Annotated in this window: 18 protein-coding genes; 4 read left to right on the top strand and 14 right to left on the bottom strand. The window is 68.6% G+C overall.

Translation table 11 applies throughout. The features are described 5' to 3' along the window. Positions 1 to 80 precede the first annotated feature (80 nt). From ACIPVN_RS13740 to ACIPVN_RS13720, 5 genes are all read right to left on the bottom strand, one after another. Complete coding sequence (locus tag ACIPVN_RS13740; protein WP_400443781.1) at positions 81 to 1,235, bottom strand: cystathionine gamma-synthase; 1,155 nt, start codon at positions 1,233 to 1,235, stop codon at positions 81 to 83. 70 nt (positions 1,236 to 1,305) lie between these two features. Then, positions 1,306 to 2,682, bottom strand: a complete 1,377-nt coding sequence (locus ACIPVN_RS13735) for a cystathionine beta-synthase (RefSeq protein ID WP_400443779.1) — start codon at positions 2,680 to 2,682, stop codon at positions 1,306 to 1,308. Positions 2,683 to 2,783: 101 nt separating this feature from the next. Beyond that, complete coding sequence (locus tag ACIPVN_RS13730) at positions 2,784 to 3,755, bottom strand: carbohydrate ABC transporter permease (RefSeq protein ID WP_400443776.1); 972 nt, start codon at positions 3,753 to 3,755, stop codon at positions 2,784 to 2,786. Next, positions 3,755 to 5,095 carry a carbohydrate ABC transporter permease gene (locus ACIPVN_RS13725; protein ID WP_400443773.1) on the bottom strand — a complete coding sequence of 447 codons (1,341 nt, stop codon included), beginning with the start codon at positions 5,093 to 5,095 and terminating at the stop codon, positions 3,755 to 3,757. Before ACIPVN_RS13725 ends, ACIPVN_RS13730 begins: the two co-directional genes overlap by 1 nt. 109 nt (positions 5,096 to 5,204) lie before the next feature. Next, entirely contained in the window at positions 5,205 to 6,530 is a 1,326-nt protein-coding gene (locus tag ACIPVN_RS13720; RefSeq protein WP_400443770.1) for an ABC transporter substrate-binding protein, read from the bottom strand. A 303-nt stretch (positions 6,531 to 6,833) separates the two neighbouring features. Here ACIPVN_RS13720 and ACIPVN_RS13715 point away from each other — a divergent pair, with 303 nt between their 5' ends. Next, entirely contained in the window at positions 6,834 to 7,838 is a 1,005-nt protein-coding gene (locus tag ACIPVN_RS13715) for a LacI family DNA-binding transcriptional regulator (protein WP_400443767.1), read from the top strand. 99 nt (positions 7,839 to 7,937) lie between these two features. On the opposite strand, the gene rplL is transcribed toward ACIPVN_RS13715, so the two are convergent. The 3 genes from rplL to ACIPVN_RS13700 form a co-directional block, all read right to left on the bottom strand. After that, the gene (gene rplL / locus ACIPVN_RS13710) at positions 7,938 to 8,321 is read right to left on the bottom strand and encodes a 50S ribosomal protein L7/L12 (protein ID WP_400443764.1); all 384 of its coding nucleotides are present in this window, start codon (positions 8,319 to 8,321) and stop codon (positions 7,938 to 7,940) included. A 48-nt stretch (positions 8,322 to 8,369) separates the two neighbouring features. After that, entirely contained in the window at positions 8,370 to 8,858 is a 489-nt protein-coding gene (rplJ, locus tag ACIPVN_RS13705) for a 50S ribosomal protein L10 (RefSeq protein WP_247625112.1), read from the bottom strand. 373 nt (positions 8,859 to 9,231) lie between these two features. Next, positions 9,232 to 10,218 (bottom strand): hypothetical protein, encoded by a 987-nt coding sequence (locus ACIPVN_RS13700; RefSeq protein WP_400443761.1) that lies wholly within the window; start codon positions 10,216 to 10,218, stop codon positions 9,232 to 9,234. Positions 10,219 to 10,513: 295 nt separating this feature from the next. Here ACIPVN_RS13700 and ACIPVN_RS13695 point away from each other — a divergent pair, with 295 nt between their 5' ends. After that, positions 10,514 to 11,194: a YqaJ viral recombinase family protein gene (locus ACIPVN_RS13695; RefSeq protein WP_400443759.1), complete on the top strand. Its 681-nt coding sequence runs from the start codon at positions 10,514 to 10,516 to the stop codon at positions 11,192 to 11,194. Between the two features lie 25 nt (positions 11,195 to 11,219). On the opposite strand, the gene ACIPVN_RS13690 is transcribed toward ACIPVN_RS13695, so the two are convergent. The 5 genes from ACIPVN_RS13690 to ACIPVN_RS13670 are packed head-to-tail and all read right to left on the bottom strand — an operon-like array spanning position 11,220 to position 14,333. Beyond that, positions 11,220 to 11,747: a hypothetical protein gene (locus tag ACIPVN_RS13690; protein WP_400443756.1), complete on the bottom strand. Its 528-nt coding sequence runs from the start codon at positions 11,745 to 11,747 to the stop codon at positions 11,220 to 11,222. Next, positions 11,744 to 12,388: an LPXTG cell wall anchor domain-containing protein gene (locus tag ACIPVN_RS13685; protein ID WP_400443753.1), complete on the bottom strand. Its 645-nt coding sequence runs from the start codon at positions 12,386 to 12,388 to the stop codon at positions 11,744 to 11,746. The genes ACIPVN_RS13690 and ACIPVN_RS13685 overlap by 4 nt, the downstream gene beginning before the upstream one ends. Then, positions 12,385 to 12,999, bottom strand: a complete 615-nt coding sequence (locus ACIPVN_RS13680) for a signal peptidase I (protein WP_400443751.1) — start codon at positions 12,997 to 12,999, stop codon at positions 12,385 to 12,387. The genes ACIPVN_RS13685 and ACIPVN_RS13680 overlap by 4 nt, the downstream gene beginning before the upstream one ends. A gap of 34 nt (positions 13,000 to 13,033) precedes the next feature. Beyond that, the gene (locus tag ACIPVN_RS13675) at positions 13,034 to 13,690 is read right to left on the bottom strand and encodes a SipW-dependent-type signal peptide-containing protein (RefSeq protein WP_400443748.1); all 657 of its coding nucleotides are present in this window, start codon (positions 13,688 to 13,690) and stop codon (positions 13,034 to 13,036) included. Between the two features lie 7 nt (positions 13,691 to 13,697). Then, positions 13,698 to 14,333: a SipW-dependent-type signal peptide-containing protein gene (locus ACIPVN_RS13670; RefSeq protein ID WP_400443745.1), complete on the bottom strand. Its 636-nt coding sequence runs from the start codon at positions 14,331 to 14,333 to the stop codon at positions 13,698 to 13,700. Positions 14,334 to 14,613: 280 nt separating this feature from the next. Here ACIPVN_RS13670 and ACIPVN_RS13665 point away from each other — a divergent pair, with 280 nt between their 5' ends. After that, a complete protein-coding gene (locus ACIPVN_RS13665) occupies positions 14,614 to 16,311 on the top strand; it encodes an MDR family MFS transporter (RefSeq protein WP_400443744.1) in 1,698 nt (565 codons plus the stop codon). After that, positions 16,298 to 16,792 (top strand): MarR family winged helix-turn-helix transcriptional regulator, encoded by a 495-nt coding sequence (locus tag ACIPVN_RS13660; RefSeq protein WP_400443741.1) that lies wholly within the window; start codon positions 16,298 to 16,300, stop codon positions 16,790 to 16,792. The genes ACIPVN_RS13665 and ACIPVN_RS13660 overlap by 14 nt, the downstream gene beginning before the upstream one ends. Here ACIPVN_RS13660 and ACIPVN_RS13655 read toward each other — a convergent pair. Further along, positions 16,783 to 17,661: a LysR family transcriptional regulator ArgP gene (locus ACIPVN_RS13655; protein ID WP_400443738.1), complete on the bottom strand. Its 879-nt coding sequence runs from the start codon at positions 17,659 to 17,661 to the stop codon at positions 16,783 to 16,785. The genes ACIPVN_RS13660 and ACIPVN_RS13655 overlap by 10 nt on opposite strands. Positions 17,662 to 17,695: the final 34 nt, after the last annotated feature.

Genomic DNA, 17,695 nt, shown 5'->3' with positions numbered 1-17,695 from the left:
TCGGAGCAAGGGCGGAGAGTCGAATCGATTCGACCCAGCCACCCATTCTACGGGCAGCCGCGTGCGGGCCCGCGCAGCGCTCAGGCGCGGATGCGGGCCAGCCCCTGCTCGAGGTCGGCGATCAGGTCGCGCACGTCCTCGATGCCCACCGACAGGCGAACGACGTTCTCGGGAACCGCGAGAGCGGTGCCGCGCACGGAGGCGTGCGTCATGTCCGGCGGGTAGCCGATCAGCGACTCGACGCCGCCGAGCGACTCCGCGAGCTGGAAGATCTCCGTCGACTCGGCGAACGCCTTCGCGGCCGCGGGGCCGGCGGTGAGGGCGAGCGAGAGCATCCCGCCGAAGCCGCTCATCTGGCGGGCCGCGATGTCGTGACCCGGGTGCGAGGCGAGACCCGGGTAGAAGACGCGCTCGAACTCGGGGCGACTCTCGGCCCACTCCGCGATCGCCTGGGCGTTCTCGGAGTGCTGGCGCACCCGCACCGCGAGCGTCTTGATGCCCCGGGTCGTGAGCCAGGCGTCGAGCGGAGCCGACACGGCTCCCACCGCGAACTGCTGGAACTTGATCGCCTCGTAGTGTGTGTCGTCGCCGAACGCGACCGCACCGCCCAGCACGTCGGAGTGCCCGCCGAGGTACTTGGTGGTCGAGTGCACGACGAGGTCGGCACCGAGCGCGAGCGGCTGCTGCAGCGCCGGCGAGGCGAACGTGTTGTCGACCACGACGACGGCGCCGGCCGCGTGCGCGACCTCCGCGACGACCGCGATGTCGACGATCTTGAGCAGCGGGTTGCTGGGCGTCTCGAGCCAGACGATCTTGGTCTCGGGGCGGATCGCCGCGCGCACCTCGTCGAGGTCGCCGAGCTCGACCGTGGTCGTCTCGATGCCCCACGGCGCGAGCACGCGGGTGAGCAGGCGGTACGTGCCTCCGTAGACGTCGTTGCCGAGCACGACGTGATCGCCCGGCTTCAGGATGCCGCGCAGCAGAGCGTCTTCGGCGGCGAGCCCCGAGGCGAACGACAGCGCCGAGACGCCGCCCTCGAGGGCCGCGAGCTGGGTCTCGAGCGACGACCGGGTGGGATTGCCCGCGCGGTTGTACTCGTAGCCCTCGCGGAAGCCGCCGATGCCGTCCTGCACGTGCGTGGAGGCCTGGTAGATCGGCGGGATGATCGCACCGGTGCGGGGATCGGGTTCCTGACCTGCGTGGATGGCTCGGGTGGCGAAGGAGTGCTCGGACATGTCCCTCAGCCTACGTGCGGGCTCCGGAGCGGCGCCGGTCCTGTTACGTCGCGCGTCAGGTCGTCGCGCGTCACTTCGAGAGGTAAGCGAGCAGATCCTGACGGGTGAGCACGGTGTGCGGCTTGCCGCCCTCGGTGACCAGCAGCGCATCGGCGTCGGCGAGCGCCGCGCGTGCCTGCGCGACGGATGCGTGGATGCCGATGAGCGGCAGCCGCTCCCCCACGTGATCGCCGACGGCGTCGGCAGGGTTCGCGTCGCCGCGGAACAGCAGATCGAGCAGCCCCTTCTCGTCGACCGTGCCCACGACCTCGCCCATCATGACGGGCGGCTCGGCGCTGAGCACCACGAGCTGCGAGACGTCGTACTCGGTCATCATGCCGATCGCCTCGAGCACCGTGTCGGTCGGGTGCGCGTGCACGAGATCCGGGATCGCCTCGCCCTGGCGCGCGGCACGGGCGGCGATCACGTCGGCGACGGTCTCGCCCTCCTCCACCTCGCTGAACCCGTAGGAGCGCATCCAGCCGTCGTTGAAGATCTTGCCGAGGTAGCCGCGGCCGCCGTCGGGCAGGAGCACGACCATCACGGCATCCGCGGGCAGATCCTTCGCGATGCGCAGCGCTCCGACGACGGCCATGCCGCTCGATCCGCCGACGAGGATGCCCTCCTCGCGCGCGAGGCGCCGGGTCATCGCGAACGACTCCGCATCGCCGACCGCGATGATCTCGTGGGGCACCGCCGGATCGTACGATCCGGGCCAGATGTCCTCGCCGACACCCTCGACGAGATACGGCCGCCCGGTGCCGCCGCTGTAGACACTCCCCTCGGGGTCGATGCCGATGATGCGCACGCGGTCGTCCGACACCTCGCGCAGATAGCGCCCCGTGCCGCTGATCGTGCCGCCCGTACCCACGCCGGCGACGAAGTGCGTGACCGTGCCGTCGGTGTCGCGCCAGATCTCGGGCCCGGTGGTCTCGTAGTGGCTGCGGGGACCGTTGGGGTTCTCGTACTGGTTGGGCTTGAAGGCCCCGGGGATCTCGCGCGCCAGGCGGTCGCTCACGCTGTAGTACGACTCGGGACTGTCGGCCGGCACCGACGTCGGGGTCACGACGACCTCGGCGCCATAGGCTCGCAGCACGTCGATCTTGTCGTCGCCCACCTTGTCGGGCACGACGAAGACGCACGAGTACCCGCGCTGCTGGGCGACGAGCGCGAGGCCGACGCCGGTGTTGCCGCTCGTGGGCTCGACGATCGTGCCGCCGGGCTTCAGATCACCGGACGCCTCCGCCGCATCGATGATGCGCGAGGCGATGCGGTCCTTCGACGAGCCGCCGGGGTTGAAGTACTCGAGCTTTACGAGAACCGTGCAGGCGACGCCCTCGGTCACGTGACGGAGCTTCACGAGGGGCGTGTCGCCGACGAGGTCGACGATCGAATCTGCGTACTTCATGTGTTCAGCGTAGAACGACGGATGCCGTGGCGCTCGAGTGTTGCGCCACGGCATCCGTCGTTCGTCTCGCTCCGCTCGCTCAGGAAACGGAGCGGATCCGGTCAGCCCTTCGTCGCGCCCGCCAGCAGGCCGCGCACGAAGAAGCGCTGCAGGGCGAAGAACACGATCAACGGGATGATGATCGAGATGAAGGTTCCCGCCGACTGCAGGAACCACTTGTTGCCCCACGTGCCCGACAACGAGTTGAGGGCCTGGGTGATCGGCAGTGCGCCCGGCGAGGCGAAGATCGTCGCGACGAGCAGGTCGTTCCACACCCACAGGAACTGGAAGATGCCGAACGACGCGATCGCGGGAGCGGCCAGCGGCAGGATGATCCGGAAGAACACCTGACCGTGACCGGCGCCATCGACACGGGCCGCCTCGATGATCTCGCCGGGGATCTCCGAGATGAAGTTGTGCAGCATGAACGTCGCGAGCGGCAGCGCGAAGATCGCGTGCGCGATCCAGACGCGGGCGAAGCTGTACTGCACCTCGTTCAGACCGAAGCCCGGGAAGATCGGCACGTCGTTGATCGACAGGCCGTCCGAGAACAGGCTGAGCAGCGGCACGAGGGCCATCTGCAGCGGCACGATCTGCAGCGCGAACACGAACACGAACAGCATGTTGCGACCCTTGAAGTCGATCCATGCGAACGCGTATGCGGCGAGCGCCGCCATCACGATCGGGAACACCGTCGCGGGGATCGTGATCGCGAGCGAGTTCACGAACGCCGAGGCGAGGGTGGTCGACGTGCCGCCCGAGTTCCACGCCTGAACGTAGTTGTCGAGCGTGAACTCCGGGTTGGTGAAGACGGTCCACCATCCGCTGTTCTGCGTGTCGGCGCCGGGCCGGAACGACGTGACGAAGAGGCCGAAGGTCGGAATCGTCCAGAAGATGGCGATGATCGCGGCCGCGATCGTCGCGCCCTTCGACGTCAGCTTCTTGTGCGCGATCGCTTCGTTCTTGCGCGTGTCGCGGGCGACCTGCCGCTTGGTGCGGTTGTCCTTCGTGATGACTGCTTGCGTGGCGCTCATCAGCGGATCTCCCTCTGCTTGGCCATCGATCGGGCGTTGTAGACGATCAGCGGCAGCACGAACAGGAACAGCACGACGGCCAGCGCCGAGGAGTGCCCGTAGCTCTGGAACCTCTGCTGCTGGTTGACCATCTCGAAACCGAGCACGCTGGTCTCGTCGCGCCCGCCGGTCATGACGGCGACGATGTCGTACACCTTCAGCGAGGCGATCGTGATCGTGGTGAGCACCACGATCAGCGACGAGCGGATGCCGGGCACGGTGACGTTGCGGAACCGCTGCCACGCGTTGGTGCCGTCGAGCTCGGCGGCCTCCATCTGCTCGATCGGCACGGCCTTGATCGCGGCGGAGAGGATCACCATCGCGAAGCCCGTCTGCGTCCAGATGAAGACGATGAGGAGCATGAGGGTGTTCAGGATCGGCTTGATGGCGAGCCACTGCACGGGATCGCCACCGAACGCGGTGACGATCGCGTTGAGCAGACCGATCTGGTCGCCCTGGCGCGCGTCGTACATGAACTTCCAGATGATGCCGGCGCCGACGAACGAGATCGCGACGGGCATGAAGACGAGCACCTTGAGGAACTTCTCACCGCGCGCCCGGTCGATGAAGACGGCGTAGGCGAGTCCGATCACGACCGAGATCACCGGGGCGAGCAGCGCCCAGAGGATCGTGTTGATGACCGACGACGTGCCGACCGGGTTCGTGAACACCCAGACGTAGTTCTCGAAGCCGACGAAGTTCGCGCCGGTCTTGTCGAAGAACGACTTGAAGATCGTCGAGATCGCCGGGTAGATGAGACCGAGGATCAGCATGATCGACGCCGGTGCCATGAACAGCACGAGCTGGAAGAGGTACCCGGCGCCCTGTCGGGCGCGGAAGTCGGCGAAGAAGAGCAGCGCTCCCACGAGGAGTGCGATCGCGACCACGTAGAGCACGGCGTTCTGGTACGGGCGCAGCAGCATGAACGCGAGCACCGGGATCACCAGGCAGGCGACCAGCCGCATGATGAAGTAGCCGCGGCCGGGGCGCGGGGCGAACTCGATGAGCACGAGGATGATCCCCACCACCACGCCGAAGACGACGAGGATCACGGGGATCTGCACGAGCGGGTGCATGCCGCCCAGTGCCAGGAAGAAGCTGTTGAGCGAGAACCCGATGGTGGTGCGGGCCGACTCTTCGGTCGAGGTGGTGAAGACGAGCAGGAGCGCGAGGGCGACGAGTACGACGAAGCCGATCGCGAGGACGGCGCGCGTGACCGCGCGGCCCTTCGGATCGGTTCCGTGCCTCGTCACCGGGAGTTCGTCGGCTTCGACGGACTTCTCGACGGTCGCTTGCGACATGGGAGTCCCCTTCTGAGTACTGCCGCGTACTCGGGCGAATGGATGGGAGGAGCGGGGCCGGGCTCTGGAGCCCGACCCCGCTCAGCTCACGCTGATCGTACCGAGACGATCAGTTCTCGTAACCGGCCTGGATGTCGGAGAGCACCGTGTCGGTGTCCTTGCCGTCGATCCAGTCGACCATTCCCTTCCAGAACGAGCCCGAGCCGACCGTGGCCGGCATCAGGTCGGAGGCGTCGAAACGGAACGTCGTCGACTCGTCCTGCATGATCTCCATCGCGTCGGTGAGGAACGGGCTCGAGGCGAGGCTCGGGTCGGCGTTCTTGTTGGCGGAGATGACGCCGCCGAGCTTCACGCGGGCATCGGCGAACTCCGGCGAGGCCATGAACTCGAGCACCTGCTGGGTCGCGTCGTCGTCGGAGAAGGCTGCGACGAACTCGCCGCCACCCTCGACCTGCAGCTCGCCGGCCTTCTCGCCCGGCATGATGAACGCGTAGACGTCGCCGTCCTCGGCCACCACCGGCGTCTCACCCGCGGCGGTCTGCGCCTCGAGGAAGTTCGCGGAGAGGAACGATGCCTGGTGGGTCAGGGCGCACTTGCCCTGCGCCAGAGTGGCCGCCACGTCGCCGAAGGCGGTCGAGTTGATGCTCTTCACGTCGCCGTAGCCCGCGTTGACGTACTCCGGGTTGAGCAGGATCTCGCCGACGGCGTCGAACGCCTCCTTGATCTCGGGGTCGGTGAACTTGACGTCACCGGCCACCCAGTCGTCGTAGACCTCGGGACCGGACTGGCGCAGCACCAGATCCTCGATCCAGTCGGTGCCCGGCCAGCCGGACGCCGCCTCGGACGAGAAGCCGGCGCACCAGGCGGGGCCGCCCGTCTTGTCGACGATCGTCTGGGTGAGCGTCAGCATCTCGTCCCACGTCTGCGGAACTTCGACGCCCCACTCCGCGAACTGCTTGGGCGAGTACCAGACGTAGCCCTTGAGATTCGCGAGCATCGGCGCCGCATAGAAGGTGTCGTCGAACGTGCCGTACTTCTTCCAGTCCTCGGACCAGTTCTCGTCGACGGCGGCCTCGACGGCCTCGGGGGCCGGCATGACCTTGCCGGTCTCGACGAGGGTCTTGAGCAGACCCGGCTGGGGGACGATCGCGATGTCGGGGGCGTCGCCACCGGTGACCTTGGTCACGATGTTGCCCTCGAAGCCCTTGTCGCCGGTGTACTCGACGGTGATGCCGGTGTCTTCGGTGAACTGCTCGAAGGACTTGTTCAGGTCGTCAGCCTCGACGCCCGTGATGCCTCCGGAGATGCGGACGGTGGACTTCGCATCTCCACCGCCGTCGCCGCTGCCGCCCTCGGCGCAGCCGGCCAGGACCAGGGTCGCTGCTCCGACGAGAGCGATCGGGGCAAGAAGGCGGTATCGCTGTGACAAAGCCATTTACTTCTCCTCTTCAGGTGGATCATCCGTCCGCCCAAGGGAGCAATCGCCGCAACCATTGGGGAACCGATTCCAGGTAAACCTACAGACCTTTCCTCCCGCGGCACAACTGGGGAAGATCACAACATTGCATCCATTCGCAACATATCGGGATGTGGAATGGGAGCGCTCTCATCGTTTTCGTATGGAACCGGTTCCTTTTTCGCCGCTCCACCGGTTACGCTGACTTCGGCGCGTCCCCCCGCGCGCCGGCGTCGACGCACCGGAGAGACCCTCGATGCCGAGATTGGTCGAGGAGGACCGATGAGCAAGATCGCCGACGTCGCAGCCCGCGCCGGCGTCTCGAAGGCGACCGCGAGCAGAGCTCTCAGCGGACGCGGGTACGTCTCGGACGAGACGCGTCAGCGCGTGGAGCAGGCCGCTGCAGAACTGTCGTACGTCGCCCACTCGTCTGCCACCAGCCTCGCCACCGGTCGTACACAGACCGTCGGCGTGGTCATGCCCCCGGTCGACCGCTGGTTCTTCGCCGAACTCCTCGCCGGCATCCAGGAGGCGCTATTCGCCCTCGACTACGACCTGGCGCTCTACGGCGTGCCCGAAGGCTCCGAGACACGCGAGCGGCTCTTCTCGAGCGTCCTCCCCCGCCGCCGCTTCGACGGCATCATCGCCGTCGGCATCCAGCCCAGCGCCCACGAACTCGAGCGGTTGCAGCAGACCGGGCGCCCGCTCGTCGGCGTCGGGCCGTACAACGAGGGATCGAGCGCCGTCTCGATCGACGACGTCGCCGCCGCGCGCATCGCCACCGAGCATCTGATCGAGCTGGGCCACACCGCGATCGCCTTCGTCGGCGGGACGACGGATGCCACGGCGCTCAGCTACGGCGACGAGAAGCGCATCGACGGCTACCTCGCCGCCCTCGGCACCGCCGGGATCGCCGACGAGGCCCGAGTGGCGGGATCGGGGCCCACTCTCTCGGAGGGATATGCCGCAGCCGTCGGCCTCCTCGGCGATCGCCGCCATCGCCCGACGGCGATCGTGGCCGTCTGCGACGAGGCCGCGATCGGCACGATCATCGCCGCTCGACGCCTCGGCATCGCCGTGCCGACGGAGCTCAGCGTCGTCGGCATCGACGACCACGAGCACGCCGAGCTCTTCGCCCTGACGACCATCCGCCAGTCGCCGCGCGACCAGGGCCGCGACGCCGTCCGTCTCCTCACGCGGAGGATGGACGACCCGGATGCCGCCGTCGAGCAGATCGCCGCGGCATCCGCCCTCGTGGTGCGCGGCTCGACCGCCGCACCGCGCTGATCGCGCCGGCGCGGGGCCCGGTGCCGGTCGACGCACGAGCCGGTTAACGCACGAATGCCCCGGCCGGAGCCGGGGCATTCGTGAAGCGTTCAGACGCGATTACTTGAGGGTAACCGTGGCGCCTGCCTCTTCGAGAGCAGCCTTCGCCTTGTCGGCGGTCTCCTTGTTCGCGCCCTCGAGCACGGCCTTGGGAGCACCGTCGACGACGGCCTTGGCCTCGCCGAGGCCCAGCGAGGTGAGCTCGCGGACCGTCTTGATGACCTGGATCTTCTTGTCGCCGGCCGACTCGAGGATGACGTCGAAGGAGTCCTTCTCTTCCTCAGCCTCAGCAGCGCCTGCGCCACCCGCAGCGCCGGCAACGGCGACGGGTGCAGCAGCGGTGACCTCGAACTTCTCCTCGAACGCCTTCACGAACTCGTTGAGCTCGATGAGGGTGAGGCCGGCGAACTGCTCGAGCAGCTCCTCGGTGGAAAGCTTCGCCATGATGTATCTCCTAGATAGATGGGGTTTGTAGACGAGATCGCCGGACGCTCACGCGGCCTCTGCGGTCTCCAGCTTTTCGCGAAGCGCGTCGATGGTGGCGGCAGCCTTGCCCATCGTCGCCTTCATCATGCCCGCAGCCTTCGCCAGCAGAACCTCACGGCTCTCGAGCGAGGCGTACTTGTTGACCTCGTCGGCGGTGAGGGCTTCGCCCTCGAAGATGCCGGCCTTGATCACGAGAAGCGGGTTGGCCTTGGCGAAGTCACGCAGAGCCTTGGCGGTGGCGACGAAGTCACCGTGCACAAACGCGACGGCCGACGGACCCTTGAGGTCGTCGTCCAGCGCGGTGATGCCGGCCTTGTTGGCCGCAAGCTTGGTCAGCGTGTTCTTCACCACGGCGTACTCAGCGTCCTGACGGATGCTGTTGCGCAGCTCCTTGAGCTGGGCAACCGTCAGACCGCGGTACTCGGTCAGCAGGACGGCGGACGAGTTCTCGAATGACTTCGTGAGCTCGGCGACCGATGCATCCTTCTGCGCCATGGTCACTCCTTGGTGTGTACGAGGCGCCGCACGGTGGTGGGGCGCCGACCTGGACCGCCCGCAGCAACAAGAAGAGCTCCGGCGCAAGCGCACGGAGCTCTGAGAAGATCGTGACACCTGCGCGGGCCCCTGCGATGCAGAGCTTCGATCGACACGTACTCGCGCACACGACGATGACCAGCGGTCTTCGGTTGGTTCAACTGTACCCCACCGCATCCGCTCCCCCCAAATCGCGGCGTGCCCTCGAGTGCACCTCGCTCCGAGGACTGCCGAGACCCCCGCTTCTCACCGACGCCCCCGCTCAGAAGCGCGCGCACGAGGGGGCGTTGACGGAAGACGGGGGCGTCGGCACGGCGAGGCGCAGAACTCGTGACTAGCCGGGCGGATGGACCCCGAAGGCCGAGAGACGCGCACCGAGCGTGCCTGAGCTGCGGATGTGCTCACTCCCCCATCTGATCAGGCGCCACCCCGTCACTCCCCGGATGTCGTCTTCGCGCCGTTTCTCCTCCAGAAGGACTCCGTGCGTAGAACTGCCCCGGAGGAGCTCGGGATCCAGATATTTGCCTTCGCCGTCGAACTCGCCGAACACGCGAGCCCCTCGGAACGCGAAGTCCAGCCAGTACCGGTTACCTCTCGAACCGATGACGGATTCTTGAAGACCGGGCGTGCGAAAGCCGAGCCGCGCGAGATGGAGCCGACTGACGCTTTCCCCTGGCAGTTGCGCGCGACCGTCGGCGAAGGCGATCACGCGGCGCGCCACTCGCACCCCCCGCGCACGGCTCTCGTCGAGACGGGATCCGAGCCGCTCACGCCAGTCGGCCGCCGCCTCGGCATCCTGCTCGTGTTCCCTGACCGCAGCGCGACGGAGCGCGGCATCCGCCAGAGATACCGCCGCTCCCACCGGCAACGTGCGTGCGGCGTCGATGACCGTGCGATCCATCGACGTGCAACGGATGCCGTCGATCGTGACGATGTCCTGCAGGTCGATCTCGCTCTGAGGGTGCCACAGGATCCCCGCACGCGTGCGTCCGTGACGAGTGCCGTCGAGGAGCGCGTGCACGAGGGAGGGTGTGTGCCGATAGAGCGGTAGACCCCAGAGCACCGCTGCGGATTCACCGGAGAAGACCGGTCCCTCCCCCTCGGCATTGAGATGCGCGGCGAGGACATCCAGAAGATGCTGTCCCTCACTCCACAGACCTCGCCACGCCGCACCCTCGACGTACCACCCGCGACGAACCCGGATGAGGTCTCCCCCGGCCACGCGCGTGCCGATCTGACGATCGGTCCACCGCCGGGACAGCAGCTGATCGCGGGAAGCGAGCAGTGATCGTGCCGTGGAGAGGTCGAGCGTTCGGAGCATCCGTCGATCCTGCTTCTTTCTCCGGCATCCGGCGCGGCCGGATCGCCCGCATACCGCTTCGCGTCGACAACTCGCCGAACCCCCTGCATGTGCAGACCAAGTCCTCGCGCTCACGGCGCCCCCAGGTGTCGCCCACGCCCCCTGTTGCGCGCGCACATAACCGGGGGCGGCGAGGAGAACGGCGTGCGGGGCGGGGCGACGAAGGAGAGCGGAACGAGGGTGTCCCGCGGGGCAGGGCCGGGGACGAGCGGCGTGTACGGGCGGAGAGGTCGGAGGGCAGGGTTAGGCTCGATGGGTGACCCCCGAACTCGCCGCACGCATCGTCGCGGACTCCCGCGACCGCGTCGCCTGGCTGCGGGCCCGATCACGAGGCATCACCGCCACGGACGTCGCCGGGCTCACCTCCGAGAGGTCGATCGCGCGCGCGGCGGAGTCCAAGCTCGGCGGCGGGCCCCGCTTCGGCGGCAACGCCTACACCGACCACGGCCGACGCCGCGAGCCCGAGATCGCCGCCTGGGTCGCGGCGACCCATGGCATCCTGCCGTCGTCGGCCCTGTTCCGCGCCGAGGTCGAGCACCGGCATCTCGCGACCCCCGACGGCATCGCGGTCGACGCCGACGGCCGCGTCAAGCTCGCTGAGATCAAGACGACGAACAAGGCGTTCCGCGGCATCCCGCGCACTTACCTCCGCCAGGTGTGGTGGCAGCAGCACGTGCTGGGCGCCGAGCGCACGCTCTTCGTCTGGGAGGAGCACGTCGACTTCGCCCCCATCCACGACGAGCCGCGCTGCGTGTGGATCGACCGCGACGACCGTGAGATCGCGAAGCTCGTGGGCCTCGCGACCGACCTCATCGACGAGCTCTACCGCCGCACGACCGGGCAGCAGGTTCCGATCCGCACGACGGATGCCGCGGCCAGCCGCCGCGAACAGCTGCGCGAGCGCGATGCGTTCCGCGCGCTCGCCCTCGCCGACTGACGCCTCAGCTACGGCACTCTGCAGCTCAGGTGCACGTGTTGTTGCCGCCGAGTCCGAGCAGTCCGCCGACCGACAGCGTGCGAGTCGCGGCCGCCGACGTCCAGGTCGTTCCGGACAGCAGTGCCTGCACGCGGATGGTGTTGGACGCCCCCAGCAGCCCTCCGGTCAGGAGCGTCCCCAGCAGGCTCGACGAGATCGTCGAGGTGTATGTGTACGGGCCGGTGCCGCTCTGCGTCACGTTGGAGTTCGGCACCACCACATCGTTGATGGTGAACCGTTGCTGCGCGAGAAGGTACGGCGACGTCCAGGTGATGGTGAAACCGGTGAAGGTTCCCAGCACGCTCGAGACGGTGCAGCCCGTGATCGCGGGCACGGGTACGGTGAACGCGGTGAACGTGCCGGAGGCGACGAACTCGGTGTCGGTGAACCGCGCCTCGGTGGGCTGCACCGTCGCGACCGTTCCGCCGACGGCGAGCATCGACAGGCCCAGGACGCCGGCGAGCATCCGCCGCCGCCCCGCACCCCGCGCCCTGCTCCGCTCCTGCCCGCTCATGCGTCACCCTCCGGGTTCTGCGCGCTGCGGCTGTCCCGCCGGCGCAGTACCGCGAGCCCGATGCCGGCCACGGCAAGCCCCGCGCCCGCTCCGATCAGCCACGGCGCGACCGCCCCGCCGGTTGCCGGGAGAGGACTGCCGCCCGGGCCGGTGACGACCGTCTCGCCCACGCCCTGCGCGTGCACGCGCACATCGGTGATGCCGTTGTCGTCGTCGGCGTCGAGAGTGATCCACAGTCGCAGGTGCGCGACGTCCGTCGAGGCGAACGCGGCGAGCGCGACCTCGGAACCGTCGCGCGGGATGCTCCACTCCGACGCGAGCTCTTCGGCGCCGCCCGGGCATCCGCTCTCCCGCCACTCCTGCATGCAGAGAGCCGCGTCGACCAGCAGGGGCGCATCTCCGGCGGCGCTCACGGCGATCGCGACGGTACCGGGATCGGGCGGGCTCGCGCTCACCTCGACGTCCCACTGGACGGGCTGACCCGGCAGCAGCCGCGACGCCTGCGACCAATCGGCGACCGAGACGAGGCGCAGCACGCGACCCTGGATCACCTCGGTCGTCGGAGCGGCCCACGCGGGGGCGGGGGCGAGGATGCCGGTGGCGACGAGCACCGGCAGGAGGATCGCGAGTCGACGCCTCATGTGAGTCCCTCCTCCGTGCGGGTCGCGGCCGATCCCGACCGCGGCCAGAACGCCCAGATCACGAGCACCGTGGCCCCCGCCGTCAGCGTCCCGAGCACCCACGGGTCACCCATCCCGACGATCGCACTGGCGATGCCCGGGATCGAGAAGAGCACGGTCCGCACCGAGGTCACGGTGTAGGGGAAGGGGTCATCGTCGGCGTTCGCGTCGCCGCGCATCGTGATGATGCGCTCATCCTCGGTCGCGCCGGGTCCGATCGAGGTGATGCGGTGCGTGACGGGCAGCTCGTCGTCCCGGTCGACCGTGACGACGTCTCCGACCTGCATCCGAGAGGCATCCACCCGCTGCACGACCGCCACGGATCCGGCGGGGATCGTCGGAGACATCGATCCGGTGCGGAACATGATGAGCGTGATGTTCGCGCTCACGGCGAGGATCACGAGCACGATGCAGACGGCCCCGGCAGCAGCGGCGATCCACAGGCCGAGGTCGCCGAGCGTGCGTCCGATCCCGCCGCGACGGCGTACCGCGGCGGGGGCCGCAGCCATCGCGGGCGCACCCGACGCGACGGCCCGCTCGCGCAGGCCGCGCCTCGTGGTCTGCGTGCCCATCACCCCTCCTCGCGTGATCGACCGCTGCGAGCGGTCAGGTGGATGTTCCCTGGATCTGCCAGGTCTGCGTCATGTTGAGCCCCTGTGCGGCATTGACCGCGGTCGTCGGGAGCGTCACGGCGACGCAGTAGTTCAGCTGGTTGCCACCGTTCGCGGTCACCGCCTGCGGCACGGTGCCGGTCGCTGCGCCGTTCGTCGTGAGCGCCGAGCCATCGGCGACCACGACGGACGCGGCAGCGGATGCCGCGGCATACGTCGCGGCCGTGCACGACTGGCTCGGGGTCGCCGCGGTCGGCACCAATCGCACCCCGTAGGTGAGGTACGCCGCGAGACCGGTACCCCCGGGGGTGCCGGCGGTCAACTGCAGCGTGCCCGCACCGGAAGGGTTGGCCGTCTTGACGCTGAACAGCGCATACGTCGTCGTGCCCGGCACCATGGCCGTGGGCGCGACCGCGAAGCTCAGCGTCGCCGCAGCGCCTGCGGTGGCGTGGCTGGAGAACGTGGCCCCGTCGGTCGCGCCGACGATGTCGAATCGTCCGGCGGTGAACGTCGCGGTCGCGTACTCGGAGTCGTTCCAGGCGGCGAGGGTCATGGCCGCGCCCACGCCGAAGACGAGTCCGCCCGCGAGGACGGCCCGTATCCGGCGGGAGCGCAGTCGCTTCGCCTCCCGCATCGCTCTGCGGGTCCGCATGACCTGATCAGCTCGTCGACGTCGCCGTGAACTTCCAGGTGGTCGTGGTCGCGACGCCCTGCTTCAGCGCCGACCCGGCGGTCACCTTGAAGCACAGCTGTACGGCGGTTCCGGCCGTCGCGGCATCCGCTCCCTGGGTGAGCGTCATCGCGGTCACGCCGGTCTGCGCGTCCATCGTCGCCCCGGTCGCCACGGGGGTGCCGGTGGCGGATGCCGCGTTGCAGGTGGCGCCGGGTGCGAGTTGGTACACCTGGTACGACAGATTGCCGGAGTTCGTCGTGGCGGCGGCACCGGTGGTCGTGCCGGCGGCCGAGAGGCTCGCGCCCGTCGTGGTGCCGGGGGCGAGCCGCACCCAGAAGCCTGCGTAGACGGAGTCTCCCGGAGCCATGTTGCCGACGACCCCGGTGGGGAGCGTGAAAGCGAGCGTGGCCGCCGTCCCCCCGGTGTCGACGTTGTGGTCGCTGTAGCTGGCGCTCACGTCACCCGCGGTCGAGCCCTGCAGATTGAACGAGCCGGCGGTGAACGTGCCGGTCGCGAACTCGGAGTCGTTCCAGGCCGCGAGCGTCACCGCCACTCCGACGCCGAGCACGAGCCCGCCCGCCAGCACTGCCAGAGTCTTGCGTTTCCGATCCTTCGTAACCATGTGCGATTCCCCCTCAGGAATTCTTATCGGTCGCTCCGGTACGTCGTATGGCCACCCCTCAGAGGCCACGCACCATTGCGTTCCGGCCATCCTTCCCGAGACTGCACGGTCGTTCAAGAGGCCTTTCGCCCCCGGTGCTGATCGTTGCGGTTTCGCGACACCGCGTGCGCATCGATAGTTGACGAAAATCAACGACCACTCTATAGTTGACGAAGTTCAACCATCTCTCTGCGCGCCAGAGCTGTCGCGGCATCCACTCTCCGACTGCGAAAGGTCCTGCATGTCCCTGGACTCCGCTCCCGCCAAGATGACGCACCGCCAGGTGCTCGAGGCCCTCACCGGCCTCCTGCTCGGCATGTTCGTCTCGATGATCGCCACCACGGTCGTCTCGACGTCGATGCCCGTCATCGTCCATGACCTCGGCGGCGACCAGGCCGCCTACACCTGGGTGATCACCGCGACCCTGCTGACCACCGCGATCTCGACCCCGATCTGGGGAAAGCTCGCCGACCTGTTCAACCGAAAGCTGCTGATCCAGATCGCGATCATCATCTTCGTCGGCGCGACAGCCGCGGCCGGTTTCGCGCAGGACACGAACACCCTCATCGCCTTCCGCGCGATCCAGGGCCTCGGCGGTGGCGGCCTCGCCGCCCTCAGCCAGGTCATCATGGCCGACATCATCAGCCCGCGCGAGCGCGGGCGGTACATGGGCCTCTTCGGTGCCGTCATGGCCGTCGCGACGGTCGGAGGCCCGTTGCTGGGCGGATGGATCACGGATGCCGCGAACTGGCGCTGGAACTTCTTCGTCTCCCTGCCGTTCGCCGTCGCCGCGCTGATCATCCTGCAGCGCACGCTGAAGATCTCGACCGAGCGCACCCGCAAGGCATCGATCGACTACGTCGGCATCGTGCTGCTCTCGGCCGCCGTGTCGCTGATCCTCATCTGGATCACGAACGCCGGGTCGACCTTCGACTGGTGGAGCACCGAGACGGCACTCATGGTGGGCGGTGCCGTCGTCACCGCGATCGCCTTCGTCATCGTCGAGCTGAAGGTGCGCGAACCGTTGATCCCGCTCACGCTGTTCCGCGGACGCACGTTCACGCTCTCGGTCATCGCCTCCATCTCGATCGGCGTCGCGATGTTCGGCACCTCGGTCTACCTGGCGCAGTACATGCAGCTCTCGCGCGGTGCGACGCCGACCGAGGCCGGACTCATGACCCTCCCGATGATGGCGGGCCTGCTGATCTCGTCGATGGTGATCGGTCAGCTCGTCACGCGCTTCGGCAAGTGGAAGGGCTATCTGGTGCTCGGCGCCGTGCTGCTGATCGCCGGATCCGTGACGCTGTCGACGCTCCACTACGACACGCCGTTCGCGCTCGTCTCGCTCTACATGTTCCTCATGGGTGCCGGGGTCGGCATGACCATGCAGAACCTCGTGCTGATCGTGCAGAACGTCGCGAAGCCGAGCGAGATGGGTGTCGCGAGCTCGGGCGTCACGTTCTTCCGCAGCCTCGGCGGCACCGTCGGCGTCTCGGTGATGGGCGCGGTGCTCGCGAACTCGCTCACCGGGTTGTTCGCCGACGGCAAGGAGCGCCTGGGCGCCGCGATCGCGCAGCTCGGCGAGAAGGGCGCCGATGTCGCGGCGCAGCTCACCAGCGGAACGCTGCCAGAGGTGCGGCTGCTCCCCGAGCCCGTGCGCTCGATCATCGAGGACTTCTACGCCCAGGCGATCTCGCACGCCTTCGTCATCGGCATCCCGCTCGCGATCATCAGCCTCGTCGCGATCCTGTTCCTCCCGAACCGGCCGCTGACGACGATGACCACGAGCGAGCGGGCATCGGCGGATGCTGCGGCCGACAGCGCCGGCGAGACGGCGATCGCCGATTCCGTCGCCCTCTCGGGAGCCGCGACCACCGGCACCGTGACCGTCGTCGACGGCCGCGGCTCGACGCGAACGGCATCCGATGACCACCGGTGATCACCCCCTCGACGCATCGGAGGCGCGGACCGCTGCGGTCCGCGCCCTCGAGGCGGAGTTCAGCGATCTGATCACGCACTTCCGTCGTCTCATCCTGGAGAACGCGAACCGGGTGAGTCCCGGCATGCTCCCCGGGGCATACAAGGCGTTCACGACGATCGCTCGCTGCGAGCAGGCGACCGTGTCGATGCTCGCCGAGCGGATGCTCATGGACAAGGGGCAGGCCAGCCGCACCGTGCGCGAGCTCGAAGAGCTGGACCTCGTCGAGCGCACGGGCGATCCGAACGATCGCCGCTCGTCGATCCTGCGCCTCACGCCCCACGGGCACGAGCGCCTCGCGCTCGCCCGCAAACCCCAGGAGGGCATGCTCATGGAGTCGCTCGCGGACTGGGACATCGACGACATCGAGAGCCTCAGCCGCCTCCTGCACGCCCTCGCCTCCGGCGGGACGCCCGGCACGCCGACACCGGCTCAGAGCTGAAGCACCGACCGGGCCTCGGCGGCGATCTCGGCGGCGATGGTGTCGAGCAGCGCGGAGCGCAGGTTCCACTGCTGCCAGTAGAGCTGCACGCGCAGGGCCGGCGCGCCGAGGTGCACCAGCCCGTCCGCCTCCTGCACGGCCGGGACCATCCCCCATCCGAGGCCCAGCTCGACGGCGCGCGCGTAGTCGTGGGATGCCGGAACGTAATGCCGCGGGATCCCCTCGGGCGAGACGCCCTGCGTGCGCAGCCATTCGTGCTGCAGCGTGTCGCGGCGGTCGAAGTCGACGAAGGGCGCGGTGGCGAGAGCATCCGCCGTCACCCCACCCGGGAACCATCGCTGCGCGTACCCGGGGGCGGCGGCCGCCCGGTACTCGAGAACCCCGAGCGGCGAGACCGAGCACCCGGCCACCGGCGCGCTCTCGCTGGTGACCGCGGCCATCACGTCGCCGGACTCGAGCAGGCGCGCGGTGAAGTTCTGATCGTCGCGATGCAGATCGAAGTCGATGCCGTGCCGCTCCGCGAGGCGAGCGAGCGGAGGCAGGAACCACGTCGCCATCGAATCGGCGTTGACAGCCAGCGGGATGACCGGCCTGCTCGTCGGGACGCCATCGTCGACCCCGAGTCCGGTCAGGGCGTCCTGCTCGAGCAGAGCGATCTGGCGCGCGAGGCGAACCACCGACTCCCCCGCCTCGGTGAGCCGCACGGGCTTGGTGCGCACGAGCAGGATGCGACCCAGGTGCTGCTCGAGCGTCTTCACTCGTTGACTGACCGCGGACGGGGTGATGCGCAGGGCGCGGGACGCTGCGTCGAGCGTGCCTTCGTCGGCGACGGCGGCGAGTGTGGCAGCCAGCTCGGGATCGATCCTCACATAAGCGATGCTAATGGTGCTGAAGGAATCTGCG

It is taken from the genome of Microbacterium sp. NPDC090003, from assembly GCF_044748385.1.
In the GTDB taxonomy this organism is placed as follows: Bacteria; Actinomycetota; Actinomycetes; order Actinomycetales; family Microbacteriaceae; genus Microbacterium.
This window is presented reverse-complemented; position numbering and strand designations above follow the sequence as displayed.